Source organism: Peristeroidobacter agariperforans, from assembly GCF_004138335.1.
Classification (GTDB): Bacteria; Pseudomonadota; Gammaproteobacteria; order Steroidobacterales; family Steroidobacteraceae; genus Steroidobacter; species Steroidobacter agariperforans.
The window spans coordinates 14153-27555 of record NZ_RYFW01000002.1 but is presented as its reverse complement, the minus strand read 5'-3'; the positions used below and the strand labels follow the sequence as shown (position 1 = coordinate 27555).

Below are 13403 nucleotides of genomic sequence, written 5' to 3'. Positions count from 1 at the left end.
CCTCAAGGTGCATCGGTCGAAAACCATTGCGCTTCGAGCTTCTTCTGCAGCGGCCAAACTTCATCGAGCGTATTCGCGTCATAGAGCCGACCGTTCTTCATCACGAAGCTCAGCGAATTCGTATTCGCGATGTTGTTCAGCGGATCGCGATCTAGAATTAGCAGATCCGCATACTTGCCTGCCTCGATGCTGCCCAACTCCGCGGCGCGTCCAATCACCTCACTCGACCCAATCGTGGCCGCGCGCAGCACCTCATGAGGTGTGGCGCCACCCGAGGCATACGCCTCCAGTTCCCAGTGATAACCGATGCCCTGCATCTCTCCGTGGCTGCCCATCCCAACCAGCCCTCCGGCTCGCTGAATAGCTAGTGCATCCGCAGCGAAGGTCGAATAGGTTTGATCTTCGTGCCGCATCCACTTCTGCACTCGTGTTTTGACATCGAGCAAACCGCCCGGAATGAATCGCTGCACCTTTGCATCCGCCTGCGGCACGTGGCTGATCGTCATTTCGAAGAGCGCCGGCTTGCCTCCATACAGCACGCTGATCGTCGGCGTGTAGGCGATGCGACTCTTGGCGAACAACTCGATCACATCCTTGTGCAGCGGTGAGATCGGCAGTGCGTGTTCGTTACCCGCAAAACCATCCAGCGCATGCGTGAGATTCAAGCGCAAATCCGACGCGCCCTCCGTCGTCGGCATCATGCCTAGCGCGCTCGCGCCTTGGATCATGAACTGCCGTTCCTTGCGTCCGCCAACCATATAAGACTTGATGTTTCGTGTGCGGTAGTAATCGCGATAACGCGTCAGCACGTTGCGCGCATCTGCTTCCGAACGGATTTCGCTGTTGACGAACACGCCCGGCCCGGTCGAGTACGCACGGGGTCCCAACATCAAGCCGGCATCGATCATGTCCTGATAGCCGAAGGCATCGACGGTGAACGGCTGCACGTCGAGCCCGGACGTCACGCCGTACGCGAGATTCGCGAGAAACGGCCACTGATTCGGCTCGAGAATGTCACGCCGGATTTCGGCCCAATGCGCATGCGTATCGACAAATCCCGGCACGATGAACTTGCCTGAAACATCGCGAACGACAGCGCCAGCGGGCACCTGCACGCTACCTTGCCCACCGACTCCCACGATCTTGTTGTTCACGACCACAACGTCAGCGTTGGAAAGCACTTCGTCGCCGCGCATCGTAATCACAGTCGCGCCTCGCAACACGACCGCGCCTTCCGGAACGTCGCGCTTGAGCTCGACAACGGCATCGAAGCGCTCCGCTGATTTCTCAGCATCTGTGACATTGCTCAACGGAACGCGTCGGAACGACGGGCCCACCGACCAGGTGATCGTGCGACCTTCATCGGCCCAGCCGAAGTAGTCCGCGCCAACCGCCGTGAGCTTGACCACCTTCGTGCTCGGGCTCTGCAAATTTACGACCGGCGGCTCATCACCCATCCTCGGCGGCACCGCGACGAGATAAAGCCGCGAAGCGGCCTTCGCCAGCGCCCGCGTGCCATCGGGATTGAGTCGCACTTCTTCGACGGGCGCGGGGCCCTCGACATATTGAGACGGATGGCGCGCGAGGACCACGACAACGCGTCGCGGCTCCGACGACGGCTCGTCGATGCGCAGCGTCTTCACACCTTCGGGCGTGAAGAAACGAATCAGATCAGGCTCGCTTCCGAAATCCAGAAAGCGTGCGCCATAAGCGTGTGCGATGAGTTGCGCATCGCCGCCGCCTGCAGGCAAGCGAATGATGTCCGTCGCACGGCTCGGATCGATCTCGGAGCGGGCGCGCAAGCGATCATAATGACTCGCACGCAGCGCCAGCACGCTCTTGCCGTCCGGCGAGAATACGGGCTCGGTGTAATACGCTGGCTCCTCCGTCAGTTGCTTCGGAGCGCCAGGCCCCCGAGCTGGCACCGTCCACACCTGCCCTCCCTCATGCGCGTTCCAGGTAACGAAAGTAATTGCGCGTCCGTCGTAGGACCAGGAAGGTTGATAGCCCGCGCCCAACGCACGTGGCTTCGCATTCGCCTGCAGATCGAGCAGATACAACTGTCCCAACGCGGAGAACACAATGGAGCGGCCATCCGGCGACTGCCGGGGCCGCTGAATCACTCGCACACGAACCGGGCCCGTTTCTTCGTGCTGCTCGACACGCGTTTGCGGCCCGATGTCGAGCTCGACTTGCGCGGTGAAAGGAATATCGGTGAGCTCGCGATCTGCGAGTTCGAGCCGCTTGATCTTGCCGCCGACGCTGAGAATGAGTGCACGGTCGTCGGATGTGAATGCATAACGCGGCAACAGGTTGGCGTAGTAACCGCCGTCATGCCCGTCGCGATCGACGGGATACAACAGCCATTGATCGTCCCCCGAACTCAGATCTCGGATGCGCAGGCCCGTGTCGTTCAGATGGCGGCTGGCATACACCAGCTTGCGACCATCGTGAGATATCGCCGGCTGCAGGGCTTCACCGAGCGATTGGATGATCTCCTCGTCCTTGCCATTGCGCAGGTCCCGGCGAGTGATGGACCACTGCGGCGGCTCCTTCTCCGTCCACGTCGTGCCGGCCTTCGAGGAGAAGTACAGGTAACGCCCATCGGGCGAAACCACCGCACCCAGCACATTGCGCCGACTTTCCCAATCTTCCGTTCCCGACGGCTTCGCCTTGGTCACCTGCGTGCCGAGGCCGCCGTCCTTGTTGAACATGAAGACCTCGAACGCGAGCGTCGCGTGCACCATGCGCGAGGCGTAAATGTATTGGCCATCGGGCGACCAGCTCGGCCCGGTCCACATCACTGCTCCATCGTCCTGTGAGATCTGCCGCGGATGGCTGCCGTCCGCATCGGCGACCCAAAGATTGTTGGCGCCGGACCGGTCGCTGATGAAGGCGAGCTGCCTGCCGTCGGGCGAGAACACGGGATTGGCGTCGAACGCGGCGCCGGTCATGAGCGGCCGCGCCTGGCCGCCGGCGCTGCCGATCGAATAGAGGTCGCCCAGCAGATCGAACACGATGCTCTTGCCGTCTGGAGACACATCCGGCGCCATCCAGGTGCCCTCGGCGGTCTCGAACGAGATGTGCCGCACCGACGCCAGCGGCAGAGACGCGCCGGCGGTCGCCGTGCCGAGCGACAGCAGCGAAGCAACAAGAGCCCTTTTGATCATGCTTTCGATCCCCATTGGATGAGCCTGCCCTATGAAAGACGCACTGCTACGGAAAACCGTAAGATACGAGCCCGGCACCGGAGCACGATTTGACCACGGACCCGAACACAGCGATCTCCTACTACGCGGCTTCCGCGAACCCGTCACCGGAGCATCCACAGCTTCAGGGCGACGTGAGCGCGGACGTTTGCGTCATTGGCGGCGGCATCGCAGGCTGCTCGACTGCGCTCGATCTCGCGGAGCGCGGCTATAAGGTCGTGCTGCTCGAAGGTCAACGCATCGGCTGGGGCGCCTCCGGGCGCAGCGGTGGGCAAGCGATCAGCGGATTCGCCAGCGGCCAGAGCAAGCTGGTCCAGCAAGTCGGCGCCGAGAACGCGAAGCGGATGTGGGACATCTCGGTGGAAGGCCTGCAACTGATCCGTGATCGGGTCGCCAAGTACAACATCGACTGCGACCTGCACTGGGGCCAGATGCACGTCGCCATCAAGCCCCGTCAACGCGACGTGCTGCTGCACGAGCAACGCGAGGCAGAAGAAACTTACGGCTATCGGCAGCTCGAATTCCTGGAGCGTGAGCAAGTCGAGTCGCTGCTGGAAACCAAACGTTACATCGCCGGCCTGTATGACCGCGGCGGCGGGCACCTGCACCCATTGAATTACACGCTGGGCCTCGCTGCGGCCGCCAGTGCCGCGGGTGTTTCCATCCACGAGCGCTCGCTCGTTACTAAACTCAGCTACGACCAACCTGCGATCGTGAGCACTGCCACTGGCAGAGTCCGTGCGAAATACGTCGTGCTGTGTTGTAACGCGTACTTGAATACGCTGGTGCCGTCGCTGCGCTCGCGCATCATGCCGGTGGGCACATATATCGTCGCGACCGAATCGCTCGGCGAGGCGCGCATGCAACGACTCATGCGCGAAAACATCGCCGTCACCGACATCAATTTCGTGCTCGATTACTTCCGCCGCTCGGCGGACTTTCGTTTGCTGTTTGGCGGCCGCGTCAGTTATTCAGGCTTGGATCCCTTCAACACCGCGAACGCCACCCGCAAGCGCATGCTCAATGTATTTCCACAGCTGTCGGACGTGCGCGTCGAATACGCCTGGGGAGGCTATGTCGACATCACCATGAGCCGCGCCCCGGATTTCGGCCGCCTGGCTCCGCATATCTACTATCTGCAAGGGTTCTCCGGGCATGGAATCGCTCTCACCGGGATCGCCGGCCGCCTGGCCGCCGAGGCCATTGCCGGCCAAGCTGAACGATTCGACCTGTTCACCCGCCTGAAACATCGAAACTTCCCGGGCGGCGAGTTGTTACGCATGCCCGCGCTGGTCCTGGCCATGCTTTGGTACCGAGCCCGCGATTTGCTGTAGCCAGCGGCGCGCCGCTGGAACTTCTCTCTTTTTAGAGCATTTACAATTCGCGCTCGGCGGGTCTGGCAGCCGAGATTACCTGCGGACGCCACAAAACATAGTTGGTCGCCGATCGCGGCGGCCAGGTTACCTCAGTGTGCGAATGAACCAGGCGACGGATACCGGCTCGGCGCCCGAAGCTTCGACGGGCGCCACTCCTGCCCCCTCGGCCGAGGCGAAGCCACGCACCAGCATTCTGCTCGTCGACGATCAGCCCGCTCGCCTGCTGACATATGAGGCCGTGCTTTCCGGCATGGACGTCGATTGTGTACGCGCCCTGTCGGGCAGAGAAGCACTCAAGCACCTGTTGAGCCGCGAGTTCGCGCTCATCCTGCTCGACGTGAACATGCCGGACATGGATGGCTTCGAGACCGCTCGCGTGATTCGCGAACACCCGCGCTGGGAGCGAACGCCCATCATTTTCGTGACCGGCATGAATGTCTCGGAGCTGGATCAGCTCAAAGGCTATGAAGTCGGCGCCATCGATTACATTTCCGTGCCGGTCGTGCCGGAGATCTTGCGCACCAAGGTCTCAGTGCTGGTGGAGCTGCACCAGCGACGGCGGCATCTAGAAGCGCTGAACAACTCGCTGACTCAAGCGCGCAGCGAACTGGAAGCTCGACACGCAAACGCGATTGCCGAGCGCGACGCGCAGTTGCACGCCGTCTTCGAACATCCCACGGAGATGTTCGTCGTGCTGCAAGCCGTGCGCGACCCTTGCGGAACTATCGTGGACTTCCAGTACCGTGACGCGAACACGAACTCGCTGGAACTGCTCGGCTACACCCGCAACCAGCTGCTCGGTTGTCTGCTCACCGAGATTTTCGATCCGGAGCAGGCGAGCCGCGCCATCGCGCAGGGCGCGCAAGTGCTGCAGACACGGCGGGTCCTTCGTTACGAAGGGCAGCATGGCGAGAAGGATTTTTACATCACGCTGTTTCCGATGGGGCCGGACTGCGTCGTCAGCTCCGGCACCAACATCACCGAACGCAAGCGGGCGGAAGCCGCACTCAGGCACAGCGAAGCACGCCAGCGCGCGTTGCTAGACCATGCGCCGGTCGGAGTCGCCCACCACTCGCTGGACGGCAAGTTCGAATACGTCAATCGGGCCTTCTGCAAGCTCACCGGCTATAGCCCCGAAGAGCTTTACACCAAGTGCTGGCAGGATCTCACTCATCCGGAAGACATCACGCGCGATCGGGTGTTGGCGCAGCAAGTCGTCGCCGGCAAGCTCGACGACTACACCGTCGAGACGCGCTATATCCGTAAAGACGGGAGCATTGTCTGGGTGAGTCTGTTCGGGAATTTCGTCGCGGACGATCAGGGCCGCGCGGTGCAAGGCCTCGCCGTCGCCATCGACATCACCGACCAGATCAACTCGCAACGTCTGCTGCGTGAGAGCGAAGCGTGCTTACGTGACGCCAACGCGCGCAAGGACGAATTCCTCGCGATGCTGAGTCACGAGCTGCGAAATCCTGCCGCCGCCATCGGCAACGCCGCGCAGGCGTTGTCGCGGCTGGCTGTGAATCGCGAGAAAGAACAATCGTTGATCGGCATCGTGGAACGACAGATCGGCCAGCTTGGCCATTTGCTGGATGACTTGCTGGATGTCTCGCGAATCACCCAAGGCCGCATCGAGATCAATCGGGAGCGCGTCGCGTTACAGTCCTGCATCGACGTCGCGCTCGAGACCACGCAGCCGCTGGTTCAGGAAAAGAAACATCGGCTCACCTTGAGCATGTGCCCGGAGCCGCTCTGGGTCGACGCGGACAAGGTGCGGCTCGCACAGTGCATCGCGAATCTCGTGACAAACGCCGTGAAGTACACGGACCCGGGCGGCGAGATCAACGTGCGAACCATGACCGAGAACGGTGCGGCGGTCGTGTCGATCACGGACAACGGGATAGGCATGCCCGCTGAGCTGATTCCTCGTGCGTTCGAGTTGTTCGAACAGGGCGAGCGCGGGCTGGATCGCTCGCAAGGCGGGCTGGGCATCGGACTCGCGGTATGTCGCATGCTCATGGAGATGCAAGGCGGGACCGTGACCGGCAGCAGTCCCGGCATGGGCCATGGATCGACGTTCACCCTGCGCATGCCGCTTGCGAACGAAACGCACGATACGCCCACAGACGAGAGCGCAGACGACGGTGGTCCCGCGCGCGTCATGATCGTCGATGACAATCGCGACGCCGCCGATTCGCTCGCGTTGTTACTGCAGCTCGAACAGCACGCCACGTTGACCGCGTACTCCGGCTCTGATGCGTTGGAACAAGCGGCCCGATTCAATCCGCAGTTCGTGCTGCTGGACATCGGCCTGCCGGAAATGGATGGTTATGAAGTGGCGCGCCGCTTGAAGGCCATCGTCCCGCAGGCGCGATTGATCGCAGTAACGGGCTATGGCCTCGCCGGAGACAAACAACGCTCTGCCGATTCCGGCTTCGAAGCCCACCTGGTGAAGCCGGTGAGCCTCACCGCCATCCAGACGACGTTCGCGACCCTGACGGGCTGAACAACCGCTTACTCGCCGCGGTATTCGCAGCCGCTGGTGCAGGTCTCGTGAATTACTACCTTGGCCAGCAGCGGCAGCACCGGCTTGGCCTGCCGCCACACCCAGCGCGCCAGATTCTCGCTGGTGGGATTCTCCAGCCCCTCGATCTCGTTCAAGTAATGATGATCGAGCCGATCGTAGATGGGCTGAAACGCCGCCTTCACCTCGGCGAAATCCATCACCCAGCCGGTGACCGGATCGACCTCGCCGCTGACGTGCAGCTCGATGCGAAACGAGTGGCCGTGCAGGCGCGAGCACTTGTGCCCGGCCGGAACGTTCGGCAGGCGGTGCGCAGCCTCGATGGTGAAGACACGGAAAATGTTCATATGTGAAAAAGGCGCCGCAAGCGGCGCCTTTCGATTATCTCAGCTGCAAAAACTTTACGCAGCTTTGCGACGACGCGAGCTGGACGCGCAGCTGCAGGTGCCACAAGTGCAACGGATGCTGCTGCAATCGGTGCAAACGGTGAAGTCCACCGAGCCGTAATGACGGCGGCACGACTCGCAGTACGGCTTGCGACGGCCGGTGCGGGCGTTCCGATACGATTCCACCGCAGCCGCGCTCTGATCGGCTGTTTCTCCCGTGCAAGCGCTCAGATCCTTGCTGACGATGCCGCGCATGAAGGTGCTCGAGGTCATCGAGCCAACCTTGAACAAGCGCATCTGTTCGCGGGCCAAGCCCATCTGTGCGACGGGGTCGTAGATCACCACGCCCAGCTTGGGATGAAAATGAACCTGGAACGGGTCGCCGCTCATAACAATCACTTCGGAAATGGGGTAAATGGCCAGACTAGGGCCTGTAACGCGGCCGCAATTGTGCTGCAACAGGTCCGTCATAGCAATGCGCTGGCACCCGTATTTGACGCTTTTTGAGCGATCTGGCGCAGCATTTCCGTGAAGGCTGCGTTCGCGGTGGACGTTAGCCCCACTGCAAGTGGGGGTCTTTCGCTCAGCGCACGGCCGCTCCGCCAGCAGAATTTTCAGTAACTCCTGCAAGCGCATCGGTCGCTGCGCGATGCCGTAAGACATAACAGGCATGGATGCGCGGATTGCGCTCGAAGTCCTTCGGCAGCGTGCGCCGGCCGATGTCTTCGATCTCGAACGCTGCGAGCCCGTCGCGATCCAGACGAAAACGCGTGTAATTATTCGAAAACACAATGGTGCCGCCGGGGGCCAACAGCTCCGCAGCAAGCGTCAATAACTGGACGTGATCCCGCTGCACGTCGAAATCCTGTTCCATGCGCTTGGAGCGTGAATGCGTCGGCGGATCGATGAACATCAGATCCCAACGGCGCGACTTGTCCCGTTGGTCCTGCAGCCAGGCCAGACAATCGGCCTGCACGAAGCCGTGCTCCGGTCCCGCCAGATTGTTCAAAGCAAGGTTGCGCTTGGCCCAGTCGAGATAGGTGCGCGACATGTCGACTGTGGTCGATGACGTGGCGCCGCCGCCGGCGGCGTACACCGTCGCCGTGCCCGTGTACGCAAACAAATTCAGAAACCGTTTGCCACGAGCCAGCTCGCCCACATAACGGCGCGTCAACCGATGATCGAGAAACAAGCCCGTATCCAGATAATCGGTGAAGTTAACCGCGAAGCGATACGGCTGCTCGCGAACGATGTGATATTCGCGCTCGTTATCCAGCTTTTCATATTGAGTGCCGTCTTTTTGCTGGCGGCGCTCGCGGATGAACAGTCGATCCTCGGCGAGACCCAGCTCGTGCGGAATCACCGCGAGCGCCTCGTTTCGGCGCTGCCTCGCAGCCCTGGGCTCGATGGTCTTCGGTGGCGCGTATTCCTGCACGACCACCCAGCGATCGGCCTCGCCACTGCTGTATTGATCGATGGCGAATGCGTACTCGGGCATGTCGGCATCGTAGATTCGATAGCAATCGACGTTCTCGCGCCGCGCCCAGTCCTGCATCGACTTCAGATTCTTGCGTAATCGATTGGCGAACATTTGTGCGCCAGGCCGCTCGCGAATCTCGGCCGCATCCGGCGGCGGCTTGCGCTCGCCGATGTAGTCGCCTGGCGTGACATCGAAGCGCAACAGCCGGCATTCGATGCGTCCGTTGAAAAGCGTATGCGTGCGACGCGCATTGATGCCCACCGCCTTGGCGAGCGGCGGGTTACCGGTCAGCACCGCAGCTTTCCAACCTTCGAAGTGCTCGCGCAGCTTCGCGCCTAATGTTTGATACAGGACCTGTAGCCGCTCCTGTTCGCCGATGCGCTCGCCATACGGAGGATTCGTGACCACCAACCCGGTTGCCGCCTCGCTCTGGCGCGTCAGCTGCTCGAGGTCGCGTCGTTCGATATGGACAACGCCGCGCAGCTTCGCCCGCTCGACGTTCTCGATGGCCGCGCGCACGGCCGTCGCATCGGCATCGTAGCCGCGCAATGTGACTTTTCTCGTCGCCGCTGCTTCTCGACGGTCGCGAGCTTCCTGGATCAGCCGCTCCCACAACGCGCGATCATGACCACGCCAGCCGATGAAACCGAAGTAGCTGCGCAGCAGCCCGGGCGCAATGTCCAGCGCCATGAGCGCCGCTTCGATGGGCAAGGTGCCCGAGCCGCACATGGGATCGACCAGATCGCCGCCCTCTTCCGCGATGGCTGGCCAGCCACAGCGAAGCAACACGGTGGCGGCAAGATTTTCCTTCAACGGGGCAGCGACACCTCGAGCGCGATAGGCGCGTCGATGCAGACTGTCGCCAGAAAGATCCAGGCTCACCGTGGCGCGGTCGCGATCGACACGCACATCGATACGAACGTCGGGCTGCTCCAGCTGCACCGAGGGCCGTTCGCCGGTGCGCTCACGAAACTGATCGACGATGGCGTCCTTGGTTTTCAGCGCGCCGAAATGCGTGTGCGTGATGCCGCTCGAGGCGCCCCCGAAGTCGATGGCAATCGTGCCATTCGGACGCATGTGCTGTTGCCAGTCGATGCTGGCGACACCCTCATACAGCTGATCTTGAGTCGCGGCTGGAAAGGTGCCGAGCGGCAACAACACACGACTCGCGGTACGCGACCACAGACACGCGCGATAAGCGACTTCGAGCGAGCCTTCGGCCTGGACGCCAAGCTTGAACTCGCGAATCTGAGTCGCGCCGCAATTACGCAGCTCCGCGGCAGTGAGATCCGCGACGCCCGGCGGACACGAAACGAAAATTTGCATGAATGTGACTTAGCGCGCTCGCTGTTGGCCGTCGAGCGTCATGATGGGCCCGTACAGCTCGGGACGACGATCGCGAAACACGCCCCAAGCCTGGCGGTAGTTGCGGATCGCATCGAGATCGAATGTCGCGGTCAAGACCGCCTCGCCCTCGCGCGCCGCCTGCTTGACGATCGCACCGGTCTGGTCCGCGATGAACGACGAGCCGTAGTAGGTCACCGTCCAGTTCGCACCCTTCTCGGTGCCGACTCGATTGGAGGCCACCAGCGGCATGATGTTGGATGCGGCGTGGCCCTGCATCGCGCGCTGCCAATGATCGCGGGAGTCGATGCTCAGATCCTGCGGCTCCGAACCGATGGCCGTCGGATAGAAAAGAATCTCCGCGCCTTGCACGGCCATGGCGCGCGCCGACTCGGGGAACCACTGATCCCAGCAGATCGCCACGCCGATGGTGCCGAAGCGCGTTGGCCACACTTTGAAGCCCGTGTCGCCAGGCGAGAAATAAAACTTCTCGTGATAGCCCGGGCTCTCTGGAATGTGCGCCTTACGATAGGTGCCGAGCAGCGAGCCGTCGGCGTCGATGATGGCAACCGAGTTGTAGAACGCATTGCCCGCACGCTCATACACGCTGCACGGGAGCACGACGTTCAACTCACGCGCCAGATCCTGAAAGCGACGCACGGCCGGGTTCTCTGCAATGGGCATCGCCACCGCGAAACACTTCGGGTCGTGCTCCTTACAAAAATACGGCGTCTCGAACAGCTCCTGGATCAGGATGATGTTCGCGCCCTGCCTGGCCGACTCACGCACCAGTCGCTCGGCGGTGGCGAGATTGGCCGTGCGATCCGGCGTGCTGGCGAATTGGGTGGCGGCAACGGTGGTCTTCATGGCGTGTTGTTAGGCGCTCGGAAGCGGAAAAGTTCAGAAAGTCGGCGGCGTGCTGGCACTGACGATTTCGCAGGGCTCCTCGCCGACATTGCGGAACCGGTGCGGAACCGCGCTGGCGAAATAGTACGCGTCTCCGGGCCCGAGCACTCTGCTTTGACCACCGACGGTCAATTCAATATGGCCCGTCAGAATGATGCCGCCCTCTTCGCCCTTGTGACTCAGCATGTCCGCGCCGGTGTCCGCCTTCGGCCGATACCGTTCGTGCATGATAGTCATGGCGCGATTGGTCCGCTTCGCCGCCACCAGCCGGAGCGACACGTCGCGGTCGCCGATGTCCGCCAGCTCCTCGCGGGCGTAGAACACTTGGGGAGTTTCCTGCAAATCCAAGGTGAAGAAGTCGGCGAGCGACATCGGCACGCCGTCCAGCACCTTCTTCAGCGAGCTCACCGAGGGGCTGACCCGATTCTGCTCGATCAGCGAAATGGTGCCGTTGGTGACGCCGGCGCGCTTGGCCAGCTCGCGCTGGGACAGCCCGTACATCATGCGGACCGCCTTCAGATGACCGCCTACATCGATGCTCATGGGCCGCCTCGCTCCAGGGAAGTGTTTAGGATAATAGACAATTTTCTTGGACACCCACCATCTTTTCGGCGTGGACCCTGGGCACATTTGAGCCGCGTGTCCATTTTTCTTATCATCGGCACGCTCCCCGTCCTCCAGCGAAACAGGCGGTTCCCATGTCTTCGGCCCTCACGCGCGACGCCCTCGAAGCCTTCTGGATGCCGTTCACCGCGAATCGGCAATTCAAAGATCAACCCCGCCTGCTGGCCCGAGCCGAAGGCATGCACTACTGGACGCCCGATGGCCGCAAGGTGCTCGACGGCTGCGCCGGCCTCTGGTGCGTAAATGCCGGCCATGGCCGCAAAGAGATCACCGCCGCCGTCGCCGAGCAGATGGCGACCTTGGATTACGCACCGACTTTTCAGATGGGCCATCCGGCCGGCTTCGAGCTGGCGAACCGTCTCATCAAGCTCACGCCGGGCGATCTGAATCATGTGTTCTTCACCAACTCGGGCTCGGAATCGGTGGACACCGCGCTGAAAATTGCGATCGCGTATCACCGCGTCAAAGGCGACGCCTCACGGCAGCGACTGATCGGTCGCGAGAAGGGCTATCACGGCGTCGGCTTCGGCGGCATCTCGGTTGGCGGCCTGTCGAACAATCGCAAGTACTTCGGCGCGATGCTGCCGGGCGTGGACCATCTGCGGCACACGCTCGATATCGAGCACAACGCATTCACTCGCGGCTTGCCCGAATGGGGCGTCCATCTCGCGGATGACTTGGAGCGCTTGGTGGCGCTACACGATGCGTCGACCATCGCTGCCGTGATCGTCGAACCGATGGCGGGCTCGGCGGGTGTCATTCTTCCGCCGAAGGGCTATCTGCAAAAACTGCGGGCCATCTGCGACAAGCACGGCATCCTGCTGATCTTCGATGAAGTCATCACCGGCTTCGGCCGCCTGGGCACTGCGTTCGGCGCACAGTATTTCGACGTGATGCCCGACATCATCACGACCGCGAAGGGGCTAACCAACGGCGCGATTCCGATGGGCGCGGTGTTCGTGCGCAAACAGATCTACGACGCGTTCATGAAAGGCCCGGACGGCATCGAGCTCTTCCACGGCTACACCTACTCGGCGCATCCGGCCGCCTGTGCCGCCGGTCTCGCGACTCAGGAAATCTACGAACGCGAAGGCTTGCTGACGCGCGGCGCCGAACTGGCAAAAGCGTGGGAAGATGCGGTTCACTCGCTGCGCTCATCGCCGAACGTCATCGACATTCGTAACCTCGGCCTGGTTGCCGGCATCGAGCTGCAATCTCGCCCTAGTGCAATCGGCGCGCGCGGCTACGAAGCGCTGGTGAAGTGCTTCGAGAAAGGCATCCTGATCCGCACCACCGGCGACACCATCGCACTCTCGCCGCCGTTGATCATCTCAACAGCCCAGATCGACGAGCTCATCACGCGAATCGGAGCAGTGCTGAAGACCATCGCGTAGGCCCTGGCCTACGCGCTCGCTTCGGGCGAGCGCAACCCTCGGATGCAACGACTTCTCAAGGATGAGATGCATCGCTCAAATTGAGCATCCGCTCATGGATAGTCGCAGCTGTGCTTCGCAGACTACGGTACTGCCAAGGTAGAGCTGCTCTCGGCGTCCA

The 13403-nt window shown here is 61.9% G+C and carries 9 protein-coding genes; 3 read left to right on the top strand and 6 right to left on the bottom strand.

All coding sequences use genetic code 11. The features are described from left to right. Positions 1–2 precede the first annotated feature (2 nt). Positions 3–3170: an amidohydrolase family protein gene (locus tag EK373_RS14015; protein ID WP_198683337.1), complete on the bottom strand. Its 3168-nt coding sequence runs from the start codon at positions 3168–3170 to the stop codon at positions 3–5. A gap of 89 nt (positions 3171–3259) precedes the next feature. Here EK373_RS14015 and EK373_RS14010 point away from each other — a divergent pair, with 89 nt between their 5' ends. Then, positions 3260–4543 (top strand): NAD(P)/FAD-dependent oxidoreductase, encoded by a 1284-nt coding sequence (locus EK373_RS14010; protein ID WP_129643825.1) that lies wholly within the window; start codon positions 3260–3262, stop codon positions 4541–4543. A 142-nt stretch (positions 4544–4685) separates the two neighbouring features. Next, positions 4686–7091 (top strand): hybrid sensor histidine kinase/response regulator, encoded by a 2406-nt coding sequence (locus tag EK373_RS14005; protein ID WP_129643822.1) that lies wholly within the window; start codon positions 4686–4688, stop codon positions 7089–7091. 8 nt (positions 7092–7099) lie between these two features. On the opposite strand, the gene queD is transcribed toward EK373_RS14005, so the two are convergent. The 5 genes from queD to EK373_RS13980 all read right to left on the bottom strand — a co-directional run bounded on the left by queD (position 7100) and on the right by EK373_RS13980 (position 11768). Continuing rightward, positions 7100–7456 (bottom strand): 6-carboxytetrahydropterin synthase QueD, encoded by a 357-nt coding sequence (gene queD / locus EK373_RS14000; RefSeq protein WP_129643820.1) that lies wholly within the window; start codon positions 7454–7456, stop codon positions 7100–7102. 54 nt (positions 7457–7510) lie between these two features. Further along, entirely contained in the window at positions 7511–7885 is a 375-nt protein-coding gene (locus EK373_RS13995) for a hypothetical protein (RefSeq protein WP_129643817.1), read from the bottom strand. Between the two features lie 193 nt (positions 7886–8078). Next, complete coding sequence (rlmKL, locus tag EK373_RS13990; protein ID WP_129643814.1) at positions 8079–10301, bottom strand: bifunctional 23S rRNA (guanine(2069)-N(7))-methyltransferase RlmK/23S rRNA (guanine(2445)-N(2))-methyltransferase RlmL; 2223 nt, start codon at positions 10299–10301, stop codon at positions 8079–8081. A gap of 9 nt (positions 10302–10310) precedes the next feature. Continuing rightward, positions 10311–11186, bottom strand: coding sequence for an N-carbamoylputrescine amidase (gene aguB, locus EK373_RS13985; RefSeq protein ID WP_129643811.1), 876 nt, complete (start codon positions 11184–11186; stop codon positions 10311–10313). 33 nt (positions 11187–11219) lie between these two features. Further along, on the bottom strand, positions 11220–11768 hold the full coding sequence (locus tag EK373_RS13980; protein WP_129643809.1) for a cupin domain-containing protein: 549 nt from the start codon (positions 11766–11768) through the stop codon (positions 11220–11222). Between the two features lie 155 nt (positions 11769–11923). On the opposite strand from EK373_RS13980, the gene EK373_RS13975 reads away from it, so the two are divergent. Then, positions 11924–13243, top strand: coding sequence for an aspartate aminotransferase family protein (locus tag EK373_RS13975; RefSeq protein ID WP_129643806.1), 1320 nt, complete (start codon positions 11924–11926; stop codon positions 13241–13243). Positions 13244–13403: the final 160 nt, after the last annotated feature.

Coding starts and splice junctions, on each gene's coding strand:
- queD (WP_129643820.1), bottom strand. CDS start 7,456: ATGAACATTTTCCGTGTCTTCACCATCGAGGCTGCGCACCGCCTGCCG.
- EK373_RS13975 (WP_129643806.1), top strand. CDS start 11,924: ATGTCTTCGGCCCTCACGCGCGACGCCCTCGAAGCCTTCTGGATGCCG.
- EK373_RS14005 (WP_129643822.1), top strand. CDS start 4,686: ATGAACCAGGCGACGGATACCGGCTCGGCGCCCGAAGCTTCGACGGGC.
- EK373_RS14015 (WP_198683337.1), bottom strand. CDS start 3,170: ATGATCAAAAGGGCTCTTGTTGCTTCGCTGCTGTCGCTCGGCACGGCG.
- EK373_RS13995 (WP_129643817.1), bottom strand. CDS start 7,885: ATGAGCGGCGACCCGTTCCAGGTTCATTTTCATCCCAAGCTGGGCGTG.
- rlmKL (WP_129643814.1), bottom strand. CDS start 10,301: ATGCAAATTTTCGTTTCGTGTCCGCCGGGCGTCGCGGATCTCACTGCC.
- EK373_RS13980 (WP_129643809.1), bottom strand. CDS start 11,768: ATGAGCATCGATGTAGGCGGTCATCTGAAGGCGGTCCGCATGATGTAC.
- aguB (WP_129643811.1), bottom strand. CDS start 11,186: ATGAAGACCACCGTTGCCGCCACCCAATTCGCCAGCACGCCGGATCGC.